We start from the raw sequence: 19,757 nt of genomic DNA on the forward strand, positions 1-19,757 counted from the left end.
TCGTTGAACTTCGACAAACGCTTGCTGCCTTTGCCATCCAGCTCGCGCACATGCAGGTGCAGCACGGTGGCGCCGGCGTTGTAGCAGTCCACGGCCTTCTGGATCTGCTCGTCCATGGTCACGGCGATCTCGCCGGGAAAGTCCGAGGGCAGCCACGAGGGCGCATAGGGCGCGGCCGTGATGATCAGGGGCTGCTGGTTTTCGGGGAACAGGTGGCCGTCGAGAAAGTTCATGGCATGTCTCCTTGTGTCGTGATCGTGGTTCAGAAGGTCGGCGTGCCGACGATGCCCGCGCGCTCCATCTTCCGGTGGCTGGGCGGGTAGTCCATGGCCGCGTAGTGCTGGGTGGCGCGGTTGTCCCAGATCGCCACGCTGCCCGCCCGCCAGCGCCAGCGCACCTGGTACTCGGGAATGGCAGCCTGGCCGATCAGGTACTGCAGCAGGCCGGAGGCGCCCTGCGTGAAGTCCTGGCCCACGCGCACATTGGCGGGCGTATGGAAATTGGTGAAATGCGTGGTGAAGCCGTTCACGAACAGCACCTTCTCGCCGGTCTCGGGATGGGTGCGGACCACGGGATGCTCGGCATCGGGGTACTGGGCCTTGAGCGCCAGCCGCCTTTCGATGGGCATGGCCGCACCGAACGTGCATTCGATGCTGTGGCGCGCGCGCAGCGGCGCGATCAGCGCCTTGACGGCATCCGGCAGGCGTTCGTAGGCCAGCGCCATGTTGGCCCACAGGGTGTCGCCGCCCACGGGCGGGCATTCCACGCAGTGCAGCACGCAGCCCATGGGCGGCGCCTCGCGCCAGGTGGCGTCGCAGTGCCAGGAATTCTCGTAGCGGTCGTTGGGCTGCTCGGGCGTCCTGTAGATGCGTACCAGGCCCGGATGCTCGGGGTCGCTGCCGGCCACCGGATGGTCCTCCAGCTCGCCAAAGCGCCGCGCAAAGGCCACGTGCTCGGCGCGCGCCAGGCCCTGGTCACGCAGGAACAGCACCTTGTGGCGCAGCAGCGCCGCCCGGATCTCCGAGAAAAGCGCGTCGTCGCGCACCGCGTCGGCCAGCCGCACGCCGAGCAATTCGGCGCCGATGGCGCATGTCATGGGCTCTATGCGCATGCCTGTCTCCTGTCATTGTTGTGAAGGCCCGTGGCGGCACGGTCCGCCCGGCGTGGGGCCGGTCTCTGCAATGTAGGAAAACCCGGTTCCGCGGACTATGCAAGCCATGCCATCCTCTTTGCATTTCGTGCCACCAGGCCACGGACTGACAGGAGGGCAAGCATGGTCACCATGGTGCGCGCGGCGGCCTTGACCCATTTTTCGGACGTCATGCGCGAACTGGGCGGCGACCCCGACAAGGCACTGCGCCAGGCCGGCCTGCGGCCCGCGCTGCTGCGCGAGCAGGACCAGCTGATCGACGTGGCCATCGTCGCGCGCCTGCTGGAAAACGCGGCCCAGTCCACGGGCTGCGAGTCCCTGGGCCTGCGCATGGCCCGGCACCGCCAGCTGTCGAGCTTCGGCGCTGTGAGCCTGCTGCTGTTGCACCAGCCCACGCTGCGCCATGCGCTGGACACGCTGGTCGCGCACATGCACTTGGTCAACGAATCGCTGCTGATCCACCTGGAGGATGCAGGGGACATCGTCATCCTGCGCGAGGACTTCGTCCTGCACGGCGCCATGCGCCAGTCCGTGGAACTGGCCATGGGCGTGCTGTGGCGCATGTGCGAGGCATTGCTGCGCGAGCGCTGGCGGCCGCAGGGCGTCAGCTTCAGCCACGCGCCACCGGCCGACCTGTCCGAGCACCGCCGCATGTTCCGCTGCCGCATCACGTTCGGCGCCGAGTTCAACGGCATCGCCTGCCGCGCCGCCGACCTGGACGAGCCCAACCCGCTGGCGGACCCCGCGCTGGCGCGCTATGCGCTGCGGCTGGTGGAGGCCATGCCGGCCCACCGTGCCGCCTCCGTGGGCCATCAGGCGCGCAGGGTCATCTACCTGCTGCTGCCCTCGGGCAACGCCACCTGCGCAGGCGTGGCGCAGGGCATGGGGCGCAGCCTGCGCACGCTGCAGCGCGAACTGGACCGCGAAGGTCTGAGCTTCAGCGAGCTGCTGACCGAAGTGCGCCACGAACTGGCCCTGCGCTACCTGGACCATCCCCACTACAGCGTGGGCCAGATCGCGTCCATGCTCGGCTATGCCAGCCACAGCGCCTTCACGCGCTGGTTCGCTGCGCAATTCGGTTGCGCGCCCGAGGCCTGGCGCAGCCGCGCGCAGGGACTGCCTCGCGCCTGACGCACCGGGCGTTCCTGGCGCACTTGATCGCATTTGACGCACCACCACGGCGCACCCCGCCCCTGCACGGTGCAGCGGGCGCATTGCGGTGCACGCTGTCTGCGCACCAGACAGCGTGCACCACGGGCAGGCACCGCGCCGCGGTGCTGGCACGGCACTTGCATTGGCTGCCCTGACCCGCTGGCCCTGGCCTGCGGCCCGCAAAACACTGGATGCGCAACGCAGGACGCCAGATGAACATCGTTGTGATCGGCCACGGCATGGTGGGCCACAAATTTCTCGAGCAGCTGCATGCCCTGGGCGTGGCAGACGCGAACGTCACCGTGCTGTGCGAGGAGCCGCGCGCCGCCTACGACCGTGTTCACCTGTCGGAATTCTTCTCCGGCAAAAGCGCCGAGGACCTGAGCCTGGTGGAGCCCGGCTTCTTCGAGGCCAGCGGCTTCACGCTGCGCCTGGCGGCCAGGGCGGCAGCCGTGGAGCGGCGCGAGCGCACCGTGACCACGGCCGATGGCGAAGTCATCCCCTACGACAGGCTGGTGCTGGCCACAGGCTCGGCGCCCTTCGTGCCGCCCGTGCCGGGGCGCGACCGGCCGCACTGCTTTGTCTACCGCACCATCGAGGATCTGGAAGCCATGCAGGCATCGGCCGCGCGCTCCAGAACCGGCGTGGTGGTGGGCGGCGGCCTGCTGGGCCTGGAATGCGCCAAGGCCCTGCGCGACCTGGGCCTGGAGACCCATGTGGTCGAGTTCGCCCCGCGCCTGATGGCCGTGCAGGTGGACGACGGCGGCGGCCGCGTGCTGCGCAGCAAGATCGAGGACCTGGGCGTGCAGGTGCACACGGGCCGCAATACGCTGGAGATCACCGACGGCGCCACGGCACGCCACCGCATGGTGTTTGCCGACGGCACGCACCTGGAAACCGACATGATCGTCTTCTCCGCCGGCATCCGCCCGCGCGACGAGATCGCCCGCCAGTGCGCCCTGGCCATAGGCCCGCGCGGCGGCGTGGCCGTGGACGACCATTGCCGCACCAGCGACCGCAGCGTCTACGCCATTGGCGAATGCGCCTCCTGGCGCGAGCAGACCTTCGGCCTGGTGGCACCCGGCTACGACATGGCGCGCGTGGCGGCCCGCCACATTGCGGGCGAGGCCGAGGCCGCCTTCGGCGGGGCCGATCTCAGCACCAAGCTCAAGCTCATGGGCGTGGATGTGGCCAGCATCGGTGACGCCCAGGGCAAGACGCCGCGCAGCCGCAACTACCAGTTCATCGACGAGCGCAAGCAGGTCTACAAGAAGATCGTGGTCAGCGAGGACGGCCGCCAGCTGCTGGGCGCCGTGCTGGTGGGCAATGCCGATGAGTACGGCACGCTGCTGCAGATGACGCTCAACAGCATCGCCCTGCCCGAGGAGCCGGAGTTCCTCATCCTGCCTTCCAGCGACGGCAAGGCCAAGCCCGGCCTGGGCGTGGACGCCCTGCCCGACACGGCGCAAATCTGCTCGTGCAACAACGTCACCAAGGCGCAGATCTGCGCGGCCGTGGGCGAAGGCGCCTGCACCATGGCCGAGCTCAAGTCCTGCACCCAGGCCGGCGCCACCTGCGGCGGCTGCGTGCCCTTGGCCACCCAGGTCATGAAGGCCGAGATGGCCAGGCGCGGCATGGCCGTCAACAACCATGTCTGCGAGCATTTCCCGCACTCGCGCCAGGAGCTGTACCACCTGGTGCGCGTGGGCGGCATCAAGACCTTCGACGAGCTGCTGCACCGACACGGCAAGGGCCTGGGCTGCGATGTCTGCAAGCCGCTGGCGGCCAGCATCCTGGCCTCGTGCTGGAACGAGTTCGTGCTGCAGCCGCAGCTGGCCAGCCTGCAGGACAGCAACGACTACTACCTGGGCAACATCCAGAAGGACGGCAGCTACTCCGTGGTGCCGCGCATGCCCGGCGGCGAGGTCACGCCGGACGGCCTGATCGCCGTCGGCCAGGTGGCCAAGAAATACGGCCTGTACACCAAGCTCACGGGCGGCGCCCGCGTGGACCTGTTCGGCGCCCGCGTGGAGCAGCTGCCGCTGATCTGGGAGGAGCTGATCGCGGCCGGCTTCGAGTCCGGCCATGCCTACGGCAAGTCGCTGCGCACCGTCAAAAGCTGCGTGGGCTCCACCTGGTGCCGCTACGGCGTGGACGACAGCGTGGGCCTGGCCGTGCAGCTGGAAAACCGCTACAAGGGCCTGCGCGCGCCGCACAAGATCAAGTTCGGCGTCTCGGGCTGCACGCGCGAATGCGCCGAGGCCCAGGGCAAGGACGTGGGCGTGATCGCCACCGACAAGGGTTGGAACCTCTACGTCTGCGGCAACGGCGGCATGAAGCCGCGCCATGCCGAGCTGATCGCCTCCGACCTGTCCAAGGACAGGCTGCTGCAGCTCATCGACCGCTTCCTGATGTTCTACGTGCGCACGGCCGACCGGCTGCAGCGCACCAGCACCTGGCGCGAAAACCTGGAAGGCGGCCTGGACTACCTCAAGAACGTGGTGGTCAACGACAGCCTGGGCCTGGGCGCCGAACTGGAGGCCCAGATGCAGCATGTGGTGGACACCTACCAGTGCGAGTGGAAGACCGCCGTCACCACGCCCGAAGTGCGCCAGCGCTTTCGCAGCTTCATCAACAGCGACCAGCCCGACGAGCACATCGTCTTCGTGCAGGAGCGCGGCCAGATCCGCCCGGCGCGCAGCGAAGAGCGCAGCGAGGCCCTGGTCTGATCCAGGCCCGCACCCACACCACCGACAAGGCACCGCCATGACACACCCCGCCCAAGAACAGTGGATGCCCGTCTGCGCCACCCGCGACATCGTCCCCGACACGGGGGTCTGCGCCCTGGTCGAAGGCCGGCATGTGGCGGTCTTTCGCCTTGGCGAAGACCGCTTCTACGCCATAGACAACGTGGACCCGCGCTGCGGCGCCAGCGTGCTCGCGCGCGGCCTGGTCGGCAGCCTGGGCGAGCGCGTCGTCGTCGCCTCGCCCATCTACAAGCACCACTTCGACCTGGCCACCGGCGAATGCCTGGAAGCGCCCGAGCACTCTGTGCGCGCCCATGCGGTGCGCAATGAGAATGGGCAGTTGCTGGTCGCGCTGCACTGAGGTCTCGGTCAGATCAGCATGGGGAGGGGTTCCCCACGTCCCGTGATGGCGCGGTAGAGCCATCTGCCTTGCATTCCACCTTTGCCGGTCGGGCATCATTGCCGCCTCGACAAATGCATGAGGGTGGATATGAACGCAGGGAATCCGGACGCCGCAGCCCACAACGCGGGCGACGAACACAGCTACGCAGATTTTCTCCACGGCCTGCAGGCCCGATTCGAGGCCAGACTCAAGGAGGGCGGCGACCAGGTCTTCGACACCACGGCCACCGGCCTGTTCGACGACTATCTGGCCGCCCTGCCTGCCGAACTGCGCCAGCGCCATACCTGCAGCTGCTGCCAGAATTTCGTGCGCCGCTTTGGCGGCCTGGTCACCCTTGCGGCCGACGGCCGCCAGACGCCGCTGCTGTGGGGCGATGATGCGCCCGGCATCCACCGTGCCGGTGTGGCGGCCATGGCCGCCGCCGTGCGCCGCGCCACCGTGCGTGGCGTCTTCCTCGCCACCCCTGCCGTGTGGGGCCGGCCCCAGGCGGGCGGGCATCCGCACATGCACGTCACGGTGCCGCAGGCGCTGCAATTCAAGCGCACGCTGCTGACCGCAGGCCAGAAGATGGCGGAAAGGCGCGAAGACTTCAGCACCATGGAGCGCGCCCTTGGCGACTTCCACAGCGACCATGTGGCCACCGCCTTGCAGCTGCTGCGCTCCGACCAGCTCTACAGCGCCGAACGGGTGCTGGGCCAGGCCGAGTTCCTGCACCAGTTGCACACGGACCGCGCCCAGGCCAGGAGCCCGCAGGCAGCCGACAACATTCTTTGGCGCGCCATTGCCTCGGCGCCGGCCGGCTTCTGCCATCCGCGCAGTTCCATGATCGGCACGCTGCTGGAGGACATCGCGGCGGGCAAGAGCTACGCCGACGTCTCGCGCGCGTTCGCCGCAAAAATGCACCCGCTGCGCTACCAGCGCCCGCAGGCGGCACCCACCGCCGGCGGCATTGCGCAGGCAGAGAAAGTGTTCGAGCAGCTGGGCCTGGCACCTGCCCTGCCGCGCCGGATGGCCCGATTCGAGGAAGTGCCCAAGACCTGGACGCCGCGCAGACGCGAGCCCGCCCCACGCACGGGCAACGGTCTTTTTGCGCATGTTCTGCCCAAAGGCGCCGCACAGCCCAAGTCAGGCATGGCCACGCCCGCCATCACCATGACGCTGCAGAAATTCGTGCGCACCATCATCCCCACGGCCGAGCAGATCGAGGTACAGATCCGCGCCACGGCCAACCCCTTCATCGGCATCACCACGGCGGTGAACGAAGACGCGCCGCGCCTGTTCCAGTGGGACCATCCGTTCTCCTGGTATGTGTGGAGCGGCGGCTCCCCCGCGGCCCAGTTCGGCCTGAGTGAAGGCTGGGTCAGCGTGGCGGGCATCACCCGGCTGCCGGCCCGCTGGGACGATGACGGCGAACGCTTCAAGCACCAGGGCGACGGCATCATCTTGCTGCTGGACGGCGCGCGCGAAACCCGCAACGTGGGTGCCGCGCTGTTCCCCAGCCTGCTGCGCGCCGAGCTGCACGGCGTGCGCGCCACGGTGGAGGCGCACTCCAACGCAGTCACCATGGCCGGCCTGGCCGAAGGCTCTGCCGTGGGCATTGACCTGCGCGACCAGGGCAATGCCTATCCCGCATCGCTGCGAGTCGTCTCGAATGGATGGACCCAGGCCTACACGATCGATCGCTGGAACTGAGCGCGGCGATCTGCCCTCCCTCTCGGCAGACGCCTGCCTATGATGGCGCTCTGCCGATCCTCCGATATGCCCCTGGAGCCCTCACCATCCATGAACTACCGCATTGAAGACCACGTCCCCGCCGTCCAGGACTACATCCAGATCCGGCTGGCTGCCGGCCTGAGCCGCAAGTCGCCCGAGGCGGCCGCCATCGGCCTGAAAAACGGCCTGTTCAGCGTGGTCGTCTATGCCGATGCAACACCGGTTGGCATAGGCCGCGTGATCGGAGACGGTGGGTGCTTCTTCGAAATCGTGGACATCGCTGTCATCCCCGAGCACCAGAAAAAGGGCCTGGGCCACCTCATCATGCAGCGCCTGATGCAGTACATCCACGGCAATGCCCTGCCCACGGCCTATGTCAGCCTCATGGCCGACCACGGCACGCCGGAGTTCTATCGCCGCTATGGGTTCGAACCCTCCCTGCTGCCCAAAAAGGCGGGCATGTCCTTGCGCATTGTTTGACTACAGAGGCCCGATCTAGACAGAGATGAACAACAAACTGAGAGCAGCGACAGTGATCGCCGCAGCGTTTTTGGCCGTGGCCTTCCTTGTGCCTGCGCCGAAAAGTGTGCCGCTCACCGAGCGCTATCCCGGTCCGTGGAAAACTGATTTCAGCCGAGACATCGCCATCGCGCTGGGCAAGAACCAAGCTATCGGCTGCGTGCAATTCCAATACCGGGAGAGCCGCCTGGACCCAGGCGAGTACCTTGTGTACTGCAATGATCGGGGCATGTGGAGGTCCTACCTGGTCTGGATCCCGTCGCAGAAGATCACCGGGCCGCACATGATTGATGCATCGATTCCGCCGTGATCGAAGAATCCGCACTGCCATGCAAGATGGCGCTGCATTGAGTTCAGCCACGTCCCCTGCCGGCGGCGCGGCACCATGAAATCCGCCCGACAGGGCGCCTGCCCGTGCCCGCCCTGCGGGCTCAGGCGTAGAAGGACAGCAACGCCAGGCACACGATGACCACGATGGCCGCCGTGATGAGCATCACCCTGAAGCCGCCGTCGCTGCTGCGCAGCAACCGCAACTCCAGCAGGGCCGCACCCACCCGGGTCATCCAGAAACAAAGCAGTTCCACCATGGGCGCAGCATAAGCGGCCCGGCAGATCAGGTGCGGGGCGTGGAAAATGCCGGCGAGCGCCTTGGCATCGCAGGCCATCGAGATGTCGTGAAGCCCGTTACCCACAGGGAGGTTTATGGAACAGATTCGGGAACAGTCAGCTGGCAGCAGGCCAGCCACAAAGAGGAAAAGAATCCTCATGGTCTGCACCGGCAACATGCCCCCACATTTCCACTATCCACAGAATAATTTACTTTAAAATCAACAACTTGCGCAGATTTGACAACAGGATATTTTTCCTGTGGATAGTGGAAATATCGGGAAATAAAATCAATCACTTAGCAATCAGTTAGGGAACACGTTGCGACGATTTAAACCCGCAGCAGTGATTCGAGTCGAAACGACAAAAGCCCCTCGGCAGCCATGAAGGCGCCGAGGGGCTTTTTGCATTTGGGTTGCCGGCCGGCGCCGGCTCCTTCCGGCCGCTGCCGGCCCGATCCGTCAGCGTGCCATCTTGGGCCAGGCATCCCGCATCAGCGCGGCGTCAGCGGCGTGGCCATCAGCCGCTCGCGCGATGTCTGCACCGCGCTCTGCCATGCGTCCACCTCGCTCTGCCAGCTCTTGGAGTACGGCTGTGCAGGTTGAGGCGTACTGAGCGACGGCGGGCTGGGCAGCTCCAGCGATGCGCTCGGGGAGGCCTGCAAAGTCGCCCCGCATGCCTGCAGTAGCAGTGCGCAGCTCGCGCAGGCTGCGGTCCATATCCTGCTGCGCGGCCGCGTTGCGCTGCCCCGTTGCTTGGAAGGTTGCGAGTGCATCAGTCAGACCTTTCTGGAATCCGGCCATGTCCTTGACGGCCTGTTGCGTGCTAACCAGTGCTGCGCTGGTCTGCTGGTGCTGCAACTGCTCGATCTGCAAACCGTAGCGTTGGCCTTGTACCCACCAGGCGCCAGCCGCTCCGATGGCCAGGGCCGCACCGGCGGCGGCCAGATGGGTGTAGAGCGCGGGGATCATGAGCCGGACCTCCATTCAAGGCAAATTTCGGCGTTGCTGTCGCCGCGCAACTTCAGGCCCGGCAGCACGGTAGACACGCCACCCACCGTGCCACGGTTCCAGCGCGTGTTCTCGCGACAGGCGCCGGCCAAGTCGCCGGCATTGGCCTTGCGCAGCAGCGTGCTGCTGGCCAGGGCAGCGGCTCCCTTGTTGTGCACAAAGTCCAGAAACTGCCCCTGAACGAACGGGTCATAGCTGGCCCAGCGTGTGAACAGGCGCCGCGCCTCTTGCTCAGCCGCAAGGTAGCGCCCGCGCTCCAGGTAGTAGCAGTCAGAGGGGGTGTAGTAGCGCCCGGCAACCACGTCCGGGCCGGTGATGCCGTTGCACACCGTGAGCGGCTGCCCGCGCCCCAGCTTGTCGATATAGGGCGTGCCGATGTGCTTGCCCGAGGACTCGTAGAACTGGCCCAGCACCATGACCACCTTGACCGCGTTGCTGGTGCTCGGATCTGCCGCCACGGTCTGCACATACTGGTCGCGCAGAGCCTCGTCGCCGGCCTGCTGCGCCACGTAGGCGCCAGTGCCGCCCAGGCCAGCCAGGATGGCCAGGGCCGCAAGCCGGCTAGTCAGGAATGCTGGGATCTTGCTCATAGCGCCCCCAGGTCCGTATCCGGCTCATGCGAGTGCCGGTAGCGAGCCATGCCGTTGAGCTTTGCGCGGTCTTCCTCGCGCTGCAGCTGACGCTTGTAGTCGCGGCGCCACTTCCAGATCAGGTACATGTACTGCAGCACAACAAGGCCTATTGAGGCAACAACAAGCCACTCACTCATGGAAAGTTGCGCGAGCCGGAATCCTCCCCCAGCTGACACACTCGGAGCGGTAAAGATCGCTGCCCCCACAAGATCCTGTTTCTGCTGTGCACTGAGACTCTGGTGCACGCCAATCAGTGCCAGAAGTGCAAGAACCCATTTTTTCATTCGCCATCCTCCAGGCTGTTTTTTGCTAAAAATAAAACCCGCCGAAGCGGGTTGGTGTGGCGGTCGCCTTGGTCAGGGCGGCGCAGATTTGTAGGGGTGCCCCACCGGAAGATTGCCCTCCAGCCCGTATCGCCAGGCAGCCCAACCGGCGAGCTTGTCGCGCTCGTCCGTTGATGGCAGGCCGTTGCCGCACTGCAGGATGGCTGCACATTCCACGTCTGCGAAAACCACGGGTGGCGAACCCACGAAGGCTCCTATGCCTGCAGGGTAGTACGCCACCGTGTCCGAGCTGGTGCCAGTTGTGCCGAATGATGTGCTGGTCACATCTGTCTCGCCGTCGATGTCAATCTCCGCAGTCGCTGCAGACCAGTTGGCTTGCACATACAAGATGCGCCAGTCCGTACCCATGTCAATGGTCGAAGTGAGCAGCGCACCAGCGGCCCCATCAGATCTCTCGCTGTAAAGGTACGGCTTGTTGCCGATGATGCCGAGCGTAAGCCGGCCGCCGCCGGCCGCATTGCCAGGCGCGTTTGAGACGATGTTGCGGTTTTCCCCGCCCGCATCGATTGCCTGCTTGCGCACAACAGCGAAGATCCAGCCTGAGCTGCGAGCGCGGAACGCATTGAGCAGAGCCGTGTCTCCGCTACCAAGGTAATCGTCAACGCCGTCATGCTTCAGCGTGCGCAGCCCGTTGAGCCCGGTGGAGATGATCTGAGGCCGGCGCGAGGAATCGGCTTGCCCATATCCCCCGCTGGCCGTGCCCTTGCTTGCCCACAAGCTCGCATAGCCAGACACATTGGTAACAGCTGTGCTGTCATCCAGCCAGATCGACGGCGGAATCGCCATGCGCCCTGGATTCCAAAAAAGCGGGCCGCCCGAGGCGGTGATTCCGGGGATCACGTTGTCACTCCCATCACATCAAACGCATCGGAGGCCACGCGCTTGACCGTGACTGTGCCCTGCGGCGGCACCACGAGCGTTCCGCCGTACGGCGCATTGAGAGTGACGCCAGAGCCTGGGGTGAGGGTCAGATCTCCGGCACCGGCATTGCGCACATGCCACTCCCCGTCCGCGGGCAGGGCCTCCGTGGACTCTGGTCGGAAAGTGCACGTCTTTGCGGTCGTAGCTGTGAAGCGCAGGTAGCTGCCGACCTCCGCTGCAGTGATGTCGTGCGAAGTGCCCGACACCGTTGCAGTCGGCGCACCTGCAGCGCTGCCGCCCAGGTCATTCCAGGCCGACCCGTCCCATTGTTGCTGCGAGCCAAGCATGTTGACGACCACGCCGGACACCGGGGCGTATGCCAGCCAGGTTCCGCCCCGGAAGATCGCAAGATCACCCTCCGTAAACGTGGACCACATCGCCCCCGTGGCGCCGCTGGGGATGATGTAGATCGCGCCATCAGCAGGACTTGCCGGCTGCGCGGTTGTGGTCTTGCTGATGACGCGGCCCGCAAGGATCTCGCTGCGCAGCGAGTTGTCGTTGGCCGGGATGCTCGCCTGATTGGTGCCAGCCGCCCAGACGGCAAAGGGCAGTATTGGATCGCTCATGCTGTGATGTTCCTTGTAGTTGCCGGCCCGGGGCCGGTGATGCGGTTGAGCGCGGCCACTGTGATCGTGATCGGCAGAGTCATGGCCGACACATCGCGCGTGATCGCGGTGTCCGTCGTGTCAAATTCCAGGGTCGTCGCACCATCGCTGATAGATACCCGGAAGCCCTGGAAGTTGAGCGATGCCAACGGCGAGACATCGGAGCCAAAGCGATGCCGTGGCGCCCACGACGCTGAGAGCGTCCCAGCATCAACAGCAGCCGCAAGCGATGCCACAGGCCACTCCAATTGGGCGCGGCCCGCATAGAGCATGTCTTGCGCTTCCGCGCTCTCGACGCTGCCGCCAAAACTTGGCGCCCGGTGCGTGAGCACACTCTGCAGCCAGGCGGACTGCGCAGACACGCGGCTCACATCGTCAAGCAGCACAACCTGCGCCCCCACCGAATGCTCGCCAGAGGGCGTGTTGAGCTGGCCACGGTGCAGCGTGCTCAAGCGCCAGCGCCTGCCACTGATGTGCTCTGCATCGCGATACTGGGCCACCTCCCACGACCCATCCGCAAACTTGATCCCCAAAGCACCCCCGCGCGCGAGAAACGCCGCATCTGTGATGTCATCGAAGCTGTCGCCATCACGCACCAGGTCCACCACGACGGAATTCGTGCGGTCGGTGTACCAGGGCGATGCCGCAGGAAGGGCCTCCACAAGCTGGCCCAGCGTCGCCGGGAAATTGATGTCGAGCGCGTTTGCATAGGATGCACCGCCATCGAGGCTGCGCTGCAGCTGAGCGCCCCGCCATGCCGGCCGGTCGCCGGTCACGGCAGCGTAGTAGTAGAGCGCGTCGTCATCGTCACGCAGGGCAGGCACGTCCAGCACTGCAAGCACTGTCTCACCGACCACGCTGGAGACGGGAGGCGTCGGGTCTGGCAGCGGGACATAGCCCGTGGTCGATGCGTATGCGCTCCTGCGGTCCACATGCGTCGTGATCTGCATGATGCCGCCGGACATTTCGATGTTGTCGATCCGCAGGCGGCGAGAGGTGCCGCGCAGGTTGAGTGCAATGCAGTCCGATGGCACAAGGCGCAGCCAGCTGTCTGGCAGCGAGAACTTGACCTCTCCGTTTGCTTCTGCGCGGCTGACTTTGTGCAGGATCGCCGCTATTTCTGCCGCCCTGGCCGGCGTCAGCACGACTGGCACCTGCAGCGCAGATTCCCCCGTGACCCGAACGTCGGGCGAAGAGCTGTCGCTTGTGGCCTGTGCGGCCTCGTAGTTGACAGCTGCAGACTGGTAGGTGAGATGGTACTTGCGCGGATACTCGATCTGCGCCTGGCGCTCGCTTTCGTCGGGCTCTTCGACAAGATCGTCCAGAGTGATCGTGGCCACTGTCGGCTTGCCGCGCTTGGGGTAGCGCATCTTGCCGCCCCACTCAGCGCGGTCAAAAAAGTACGGCACGCGCAGAGTCCCGATAGCATCGGCGCCCGAGTAGCCAGCGCTTGCCAGCACCAGGCCGTCCACGCTGTCCGTCAATTCGGAAACGTCGTAGGCGGACGCAGGGATATCGCAGCGCGCGTGGATGTCGGCAACGATGTTTGACAGCAGATCTCCACCACCGATGGTGCCCTGGTCTTGGATCTTGTAGACGCGCAGACCGTACTGCACATAGATCACATCGTCGCCAAAAACAATGCGGCTCACATTGTCCTGCGGACCTGCCAACGTGGTGCTGTAGAGCAGCGCTAGAGTCGAGTGCCGGAACACGCGGAACAGAGCGACAGAAGCACTCTGAAATGTCAGCGTCGCAAACAAATCACGCGGCTCGTCCACGCCGAATGCGAAGGTATTGCTGCCCGAGGCAAGGCCTGGCGGAATCGGCTCCAGGCCTTCAAACACAAGGCCGGATGAGTACCTACTGATCTGGGTTGCATCCGTCAACTTGCGGATCTTCCCGCCGCGGCTCAGGTGGATGGACATGTCGCCGAAGACACCAGGCTCATGCACATACGCGGCAGCAACAACTGGCACATCGCGCGTGCCGTCTGCGAACGTGAATTTGCAGAGGATGTGGCCATTGTCGGAGGGGTCGATGAAATCAGGCCGCTTCGAGCAGATGTACCAATCGCTGCCGCTGATCCAGATGTTTCCGCCCTTGCGGACCGGCGCCAACTCGCCCTCTTCCCCCATCCACCCAAGCTTTTCCCCAGGCCACGGGACGTAGTAGCCGGTCAGATATCCAGATTTGAAGATGTTGAGCGCATTGCCGTTTGCGCCGTAGCAAATTGCGACTCCAGAATCAGTGGCGGCAAGCACAAACATGCGCTTGTCAAACCAGCCGTCCCCGGCATTAGTCCAGGAGTTGATCTGGGGCTTGGTGAAATCACCCTCGCGCCATGTCGTGACATCGTATGAGCCGCCTTCAATGACCTGGTCCTGAGTCCCAAATCCCATGTCCCGGTGTGTGATCGCATAGGGATAGCCACTGCCGGAAAGATTGAGGTAGGTATTGCGAGACTCCAGCGTCAGTCCAGAAACATCTGGATCTCCTGCGGGCGTCGCGCTTTGCGTCACCACGAACTCATACTGCGGCACCGACCCGCGCCGGTCCGTCACGTCATCATCGATGAACACGATGTATGCGCTGCCCCGGTGTGCAGGCACCTCACCCACGCCGCGGATTGCCTCAAGGTCCGGATCTGGCAGCTGGTCTTCGTCGCCAAGGTAAATCCGGCAGCCGGCCAGGAACTTGGCATTGTCGTCGCCAAAATTCGACCCAGGCCTGATGTCATAGACAATTTTCCCGTCCTTCTTGGCCATCAGAACGGCCGCGATGGGACCTTCGCAAATACGTACTGCATATGTGCGCAACAGGGCTTCGGTCTCAACTGACGGACCGCCCTTGCCCTGGCTCTGCTTGTTCTTGATCCTGCGCGTCTTCCCCGCATCGATCACGTTTCCGGCAACCATTGCCGTGCCATACACGATGGCGCGCGGCGCACCTTCCTGCGTTGTCTGGGCCGCGCCTTCTTCAATGCTGGGGCCGCGAACGGTCTGGGGAAACAGGTTGCCAATCAGATTGCCCGCCAGAAAGCCATAGCTCGCGCCAATGCCGGGAATCGCCGCGCCGATTGCCAAGCCGATGAAGGGTAGAGCGAGTCGCGCCATTACACAGGCCTCCGATACACACAAACGATCCGCGCGCGCCAGTCATCAGACAGCCGGTGCTCAACGACGCAGCCGTGCATGCTGTCAGCGTGGATCATGGTCAATTCGTCCGCATAGGGCGCCTGAGCGATCAGGGCGACATGGTGCGGGTCTTTGTCAAAGCGCATGACGACGACATCGCCAGGCTGTGGGCCGTCATCAACGGGATCGCCCAGAGCCGCGCGCAGCCCTTCCATCAGCCCGTTCTTGAAGGGCTCGCGGCCGTAGGCACGCACGTCTGGAAGTTCGATACCGAGGTCGCGGTATGCGATCCAGCCCAGGCCGGCGCAATCCAGGCCCGTTGCGCTGCGCCCGCGATGCCGGAATGGCACGCCCACGTACTTGCGGGCAGAGTCAACGAGCGCGTTCATATGCTGGCCCCTGGGGCGTTGATCTGGCCGGTGTCACCCACCGGGATATAGGGCTCGCCACGGTAGTGCAGCACCCAGTCGGCACCCCACCATTGCTTGCAGCCGTTATCTCCGTCTTTCCACTTCGTGCAGTCGGGCCTGATCTCGAAGGTGTCGCCAACCTCTACGGGGAACATGGATGGAAACGTGAGCGTGGCCACGCGCGCCAGGAACTCTTCGACCTCGTAGGTTCGGCCGGCGTTCGACCCCGTGATCCAGCGCAGCATGGCGGGCTTGAAGAAGCCATCGGCATAGACCAAATCGGTCTCGAAACTGATGGTGTTTTCCTCGCCCACGGACACCACCGCGCCGGCAGTCCAGAACGGCTCAGCATCGAAGCCGCAGGGGAAGCGCTGCGTCGTCACCGCGCCAGGTGTGCCCAGCGGCTGGCTGCCGAAGATGGCCCTGCAGCGCAGGGAGTCCTTTTCGACAATCGTCTGCTTGAGCCTTTTTGTCAGGCCCAACATCTCGAAGGTGAAAGACATGCCCTGGGACACACGGACTTGGCCCAGCTCACCTCGCGCAAGCTCCACGAACTGCGTGACGTCCTCAAAGTTGAGGAGGTAGCTGGTCCACCGCGCATAGTCGTAGGCGCCAGCAACAAGGTCGCGCTCTGAGACCGGCACGTCGAACTCCGGCACAAGGCTTGTGCCCTCGGCGTTGTCCACGGCCATGTCCGAGCTGCTCACGCGCGCGCTGGAGTCCAACCCAATGGCGGCGCGGTAGGTCATCAAACCTGAGCCGTTGCTGTCACCATCCAACTCGGCGATCAAGTCTCGGTCCAGCGTTGTCAAGCCGAATGGCGCATAGCCTGGCGCCACAGGCTCGATGCGTACACAAAGGCATACGGTAGTGGCGTCTTGGTCCAGATGCTGCTGAAGGGCAATGGGTATCACTCTGGGCATCAGGTCCCCTCCGGCTCAGGCGGCGGCACTTCCAACAGCGTGATGCTGCCGTTGATGTAGCGCCGGTCTCCGCCGTCGCTGTTGTCGATCGAGAAAGGCAGGTAGTCCTGGTCGAAGCGCACCCATATATCGAACTCACCGGACCAGCGCAGCACTGCGCCATCGGCCGGCGCAGATGCGAATGTCACGATGCCGCGCAGCAGGTCAATGGTCGGCGAGGATGCCGCGCCATCGACCGTCACGGATGCACCGCCAAGAATGGCAAAGCACTCGCGGTCGTAGCTGATGCCGTCAATGGTGGAGACCTTGCCCAGTTGGAACACCGTGGCCACGCCATCCCCGAAGCCGAACACGTCATTGGCCGCCGTGTAGTCCAACTCGTCGCGGAAGCGGAAGCAGTTCAGCCGGCCCTTGCAGACCATGTGCATCTGCTTCACGTTCCGATACGCGTCGCGCGAGATGTTGTTGAACGGCGCCTCGTACTTGTGGCGGGCTTGCGCCCAATCAGCATTTCGCCGCTCACGCCCGCTGGCTAAGTCAACGATCCGAGTGTTGAACTCAGGGCCGCCCTGCCAGCCAAAGCCAGGGCATGGCTGAAGGTATGCGTCAAGGTATGCCATCAGCTCAGCCTCGCTACTGCAGTGTTTGTGCGGCGCCTGGTCTCATTCGCGATCTGATCCGGCGTGCGACGGTCAATCCGACCTTGGTGGTTGAAGTTGATGACTTGGTTGAAGCCGCCGCCCATGCCGCCCCGAATCGGGTCCACGCGACCGCCACCAGACGACATCAGGAAGGTGCGCCCACCCTGGGTGAAAAGCTCGTTTTCGTTCTCGTTCACTTCGTAGAACTTGCCGGCCTGGACGGGGCCGCCGTTGGCGCGGAAGCCTCCAAAGAGTCCGCCGAGGAAATCGAAGAAGCCACCCCCTGATGGCTTGCCGCCACCACCCCCGCCGAACAGACTGGAGAACAATCCGCCTATTCCTCCAGACCCGCTTGAGCCTCCAAACAAAGATTCCATCAAGTCCTTCCCAAGCTGTTTAGAGATCAATGAAGTCATCTCTCGGAATATAGAATTCCCGAAATCTTCAAATGCTTCCTTTGCACTTTTTGATCCAGTTATCAGGTCATTGAAAAGATCCCCTGCGGCATCGTTAACCACTGTATTTATACGAGACGCAACAGGATCTATTACAGAATTTAGCTGCTCAAGTTGGAATTGAAGCCTCTCGAAAGATTGTCTCTGCTCATCGTTGAGACCTGACAGCTGCTGAATTTGAAGGTACTTATTTATCTCTTCCTGAAGAAGTGCGATTTTTGCCCTTCTTGCCTCCCCAGTCTTCTGCAGTGCTTCAAGCTCTCCTATAGCACCATTCTCTCTATCTAGAGCTATTCTTTGCTCCATCAAAGAAAGGTCAGCAGTGATGACAGAGAAATCTTTCGTCAGCTTATTTAGGTTTGCCTGAGCAATAGTGCTTTCTCTCAGCGCATCAAGCGCCTTTATTCCTTCTTGGCTATTGTTGTTAGTGAAAAGATCCCTCATCTTTTCATTCGCCATGTCGAAGTTGATCGCGGCAGCCTCGGCGGTCTGGCCGCGCAACTCCAGCAGCTGGGCGTTCACCTTCTTCAGGGAATCTTCCAGGTCTTTATTAGACTGCTCCTGCTTGATGTCAAGCTCGATCTGGGCAAGGCCAGAGTCCTGCAGCAGCTTCCTGCGCTTGTCCAAAAGATCGTTGATCTTCCCTTCGGCTTCGGCGCGGTCAGTCTTCTTGGATGCGTTGGCTTGGTAGTCCCGCAAAGCCTTGATCTGTGCGTCATAGGCCTTGACCTGGGCCTCCGTGGACTCGTCAATGATCGCGCGCTGGGCGTCGTAGTAGTCCTTGATAGAAATGAGACCCTGGCTGTTGTAGAGGTCCAGCATGCGGTTGCGATCCGCCATCAGTCCGGTCTGGGCCGTGATGATTCTCTGGAACTCCTTGAGCTCGTTTTCAAGAAGCTTCTTGGTGTCGTCATCGCTGCCTGTTTTCTTTACAGCGACTCTTCCAGGCTTCGGTAAAGTTCCGGTTTGCGCGGGGGTTGATGGCGCGTTGAGCTCCATCTGGATGATCCCGGCGCGCGTCTTTTGCAACTCAATAAGCTGCTTCCTTGCAGAATCTGCTCGCTGCTGCAGGTCATCTATGCCGTCGTAACCTGAACCTGCCGAAAATTTTCTCGGCCGCGCTATTTCCTTATCAAGCGCGATGATCTCCTGCTTCAGGCCGGATATCTGACCATCGAGTTGCTCTATAGGGTTGTCAGGTCCGTTTATCGCACGACCTATCGCCTCGCCTGCAAATTTCCCAAAGTTTATGAAGGCAGTAGTACCCTCTGCCAGCAGGCGAATGATGTTCGCCAGCCCGGTGAGAAACGTTGCAAAAGCCTGCTTTGTCTCACTGGAGCCAAGAACGTCCGTCAGATCGTTGATGGCCTTGGTAGTGCCTTCCAGGCTGCCATCGTCGCCTGTCATGAGCGAGTTGAGTTGGTTTTGCAGGCCGGCGATGGCGCCGCCGAAGGTGTTACGCGCGGCCTCCGCAGCACCCCCATAGGAGGACTTCAGCGAGTCAAGAATGATCTTCTGGGCCTCTGCCGTGCGGCCAGTGTCCTGCAGGCTGGCTACCAGCTTTTTCTGGTCTTCGGTGAAGCGGAAGCCTTGCTTGGAGAGCGCGGTCAAACCCTCGGCAGGAACGTCCAGTGCCTTGCCAACAGTCTCGGCCGCTTGCTCCACTGTCATGCCCAGGCGAGTAGCCATATCAATGGCCGCTTGCAGCGCCTCGGGGAACTCTTCGCCGACGACATTGGTGTAGCTCAACAGGCGCGTCTGGGCACGATTGATGTCGCCTTCGCTGAAGATGCTCTTGCCAGCGATGGCAGAGGCCATTTCGTTCAGCTGCTGGGCCGAGTACCCCGCCGCCTGGCCGGTGGACTTTATGACGGCCGCCAGCTGCGCCTGCTCATTCTGAGCGTTGCGCGACTCATCGATGAACTTCGCGAAGATGCTGCCAATGCCGATGGCAGCAATGGCGCCGCCGATGGCCTTGCCGACAGCATCCCATTCCTTTTGGATCTGCTTCGCCTTTGCGGCGATGGCTTTTGCCTTCTTGTCGGCCTCGCGCTCGGCTTGCGTCAGGCCGGCCGTGAAGCCGCCGATCTTCGCAATCAGGTCGAGCGTAAGTGTGCCCAGGCTGCGTGATGCCATAGTGCGTTACCCATGAAAAAGCCACCCGGAGGTGGCTGGTCAACTTGCCTTGGGCCTGGCCCGCTTGCTGTGCTTGTTCTCGCGCACCTCATAGGGCACGCCGAGCTTTTTGGCGATTGCCTCAAGCTCCGCTGCGGGCTCTTGGATGTCGTGGAACCTGATGAACTTTGAGAAAGGCGGCATCTCTTCCGGCTTGCCTCCAAGCACCTGCGCCAGCATCCGAATCAACCCATGCATGCGGTAGTCGGACATG

Annotated in this window: 20 protein-coding genes; 6 read left to right on the plus strand and 14 right to left on the minus strand. The window is 63.6% G+C overall.

Annotation, left to right across the window (positions count from 1 at the left end; all coding sequences use genetic code 11):
• Together BW39_RS18890 and BW39_RS18895 are read right to left on the minus strand one after the other, a co-directional pair.
• Positions 1 to 233, minus strand: a 233-nt coding sequence (locus BW39_RS18890; protein ID WP_043823655.1) for a 3-keto-5-aminohexanoate cleavage protein, incomplete at its 3' end; no start/stop codon positions are given.
• A 29-nt stretch (positions 234 to 262) separates the two neighbouring features.
• Positions 263 to 1,111 carry a TauD/TfdA dioxygenase family protein gene (locus tag BW39_RS18895; protein WP_016454322.1) on the minus strand — a complete coding sequence of 283 codons (849 nt, stop codon included), beginning with the start codon at positions 1,109 to 1,111 and terminating at the stop codon, positions 263 to 265.
• Positions 1,112 to 1,273: 162 nt separating this feature from the next.
• Here BW39_RS18895 and BW39_RS18900 point away from each other — a divergent pair, with 162 nt between their 5' ends.
• From BW39_RS18900 to BW39_RS18925, 6 genes are all read left to right on the plus strand, one after another.
• Entirely contained in the window at positions 1,274 to 2,281 is a 1,008-nt protein-coding gene (locus tag BW39_RS18900) for an AraC family transcriptional regulator (RefSeq protein WP_043823656.1), read from the plus strand.
• Positions 2,282 to 2,514: 233 nt separating this feature from the next.
• Complete coding sequence (gene nirB / locus BW39_RS18905) at positions 2,515 to 5,031, plus strand: nitrite reductase large subunit NirB (RefSeq protein ID WP_043823742.1); 2,517 nt, start codon at positions 2,515 to 2,517, stop codon at positions 5,029 to 5,031.
• A gap of 37 nt (positions 5,032 to 5,068) precedes the next feature.
• The gene (gene nirD, locus BW39_RS18910) at positions 5,069 to 5,410 is read left to right on the plus strand and encodes a nitrite reductase small subunit NirD (protein ID WP_043823657.1); all 342 of its coding nucleotides are present in this window, start codon (positions 5,069 to 5,071) and stop codon (positions 5,408 to 5,410) included.
• 129 nt (positions 5,411 to 5,539) lie between these two features.
• Positions 5,540 to 7,144 (plus strand): hypothetical protein, encoded by a 1,605-nt coding sequence (locus BW39_RS18915; protein ID WP_052155376.1) that lies wholly within the window; start codon positions 5,540 to 5,542, stop codon positions 7,142 to 7,144.
• A gap of 90 nt (positions 7,145 to 7,234) precedes the next feature.
• Positions 7,235 to 7,645, plus strand: coding sequence for a GNAT family N-acetyltransferase (locus tag BW39_RS18920; protein ID WP_043823658.1), 411 nt, complete (start codon positions 7,235 to 7,237; stop codon positions 7,643 to 7,645).
• Positions 7,646 to 7,670: 25 nt separating this feature from the next.
• On the plus strand, positions 7,671 to 7,994 hold the full coding sequence (locus BW39_RS18925) for a hypothetical protein (RefSeq protein WP_043823659.1): 324 nt from the start codon (positions 7,671 to 7,673) through the stop codon (positions 7,992 to 7,994).
• Positions 7,995 to 8,115: 121 nt separating this feature from the next.
• Here the strand turns inward: BW39_RS18925 and BW39_RS18930 are convergent, their stop codons facing one another.
• From BW39_RS18930 to BW39_RS18985, 12 genes are all read right to left on the minus strand, one after another.
• Positions 8,116 to 8,469, minus strand: coding sequence for a hypothetical protein (locus BW39_RS18930; RefSeq protein WP_235264239.1), 354 nt, complete (start codon positions 8,467 to 8,469; stop codon positions 8,116 to 8,118).
• A gap of 282 nt (positions 8,470 to 8,751) precedes the next feature.
• Positions 8,752 to 9,261: a hypothetical protein gene (locus BW39_RS18935; RefSeq protein WP_043823745.1), complete on the minus strand. Its 510-nt coding sequence runs from the start codon at positions 9,259 to 9,261 to the stop codon at positions 8,752 to 8,754.
• The gene (locus BW39_RS18940; RefSeq protein WP_043823662.1) at positions 9,258 to 9,890 is read right to left on the minus strand and encodes a lysozyme; all 633 of its coding nucleotides are present in this window, start codon (positions 9,888 to 9,890) and stop codon (positions 9,258 to 9,260) included. The genes BW39_RS18935 and BW39_RS18940 overlap by 4 nt, the downstream gene beginning before the upstream one ends.
• On the minus strand, positions 9,887 to 10,216 hold the full coding sequence (locus BW39_RS18945) for a hypothetical protein (RefSeq protein WP_043823664.1): 330 nt from the start codon (positions 10,214 to 10,216) through the stop codon (positions 9,887 to 9,889). Before BW39_RS18945 ends, BW39_RS18940 begins: the two co-directional genes overlap by 4 nt.
• 72 nt (positions 10,217 to 10,288) lie before the next feature.
• Positions 10,289 to 11,116 (minus strand): hypothetical protein, encoded by an 828-nt coding sequence (locus BW39_RS18950; RefSeq protein WP_152547268.1) that lies wholly within the window; start codon positions 11,114 to 11,116, stop codon positions 10,289 to 10,291.
• The gene (locus tag BW39_RS29830; protein ID WP_052155377.1) at positions 11,113 to 11,763 is read right to left on the minus strand and encodes a DUF2793 domain-containing protein; all 651 of its coding nucleotides are present in this window, start codon (positions 11,761 to 11,763) and stop codon (positions 11,113 to 11,115) included. Before BW39_RS29830 ends, BW39_RS18950 begins: the two co-directional genes overlap by 4 nt.
• Positions 11,760 to 14,918, minus strand: a complete 3,159-nt coding sequence (locus BW39_RS18960) for a phage tail protein (protein ID WP_043823668.1) — start codon at positions 14,916 to 14,918, stop codon at positions 11,760 to 11,762. The genes BW39_RS29830 and BW39_RS18960 overlap by 4 nt, the downstream gene beginning before the upstream one ends.
• Positions 14,918 to 15,328: a C40 family peptidase gene (locus BW39_RS18965; protein ID WP_043823669.1), complete on the minus strand. Its 411-nt coding sequence runs from the start codon at positions 15,326 to 15,328 to the stop codon at positions 14,918 to 14,920. Before BW39_RS18965 ends, BW39_RS18960 begins: the two co-directional genes overlap by 1 nt.
• Positions 15,325 to 16,272 carry a DUF2163 domain-containing protein gene (locus BW39_RS29835; protein WP_052155378.1) on the minus strand — a complete coding sequence of 316 codons (948 nt, stop codon included), beginning with the start codon at positions 16,270 to 16,272 and terminating at the stop codon, positions 15,325 to 15,327. Before BW39_RS29835 ends, BW39_RS18965 begins: the two co-directional genes overlap by 4 nt.
• Positions 16,272 to 16,892: a DUF2460 domain-containing protein gene (locus tag BW39_RS29840; protein WP_081816247.1), complete on the minus strand. Its 621-nt coding sequence runs from the start codon at positions 16,890 to 16,892 to the stop codon at positions 16,272 to 16,274. Before BW39_RS29840 ends, BW39_RS29835 begins: the two co-directional genes overlap by 1 nt.
• On the minus strand, positions 16,892 to 19,504 hold the full coding sequence (locus BW39_RS18980; RefSeq protein WP_043823671.1) for a phage tail length tape measure family protein: 2,613 nt from the start codon (positions 19,502 to 19,504) through the stop codon (positions 16,892 to 16,894). The genes BW39_RS29840 and BW39_RS18980 overlap by 1 nt, the downstream gene beginning before the upstream one ends.
• A gap of 39 nt (positions 19,505 to 19,543) precedes the next feature.
• Positions 19,544 to 19,756 (minus strand): hypothetical protein, encoded by a 213-nt coding sequence (locus BW39_RS18985; protein ID WP_152547269.1) that lies wholly within the window; start codon positions 19,754 to 19,756, stop codon positions 19,544 to 19,546.
• Position 19,757: the final 1 nt, after the last annotated feature.

The organism is Delftia sp. RIT313 (assembly GCF_000632165.1).
Lineage (GTDB): Bacteria > Pseudomonadota > Gammaproteobacteria > Burkholderiales > Burkholderiaceae_C > Comamonas > Comamonas acidovorans.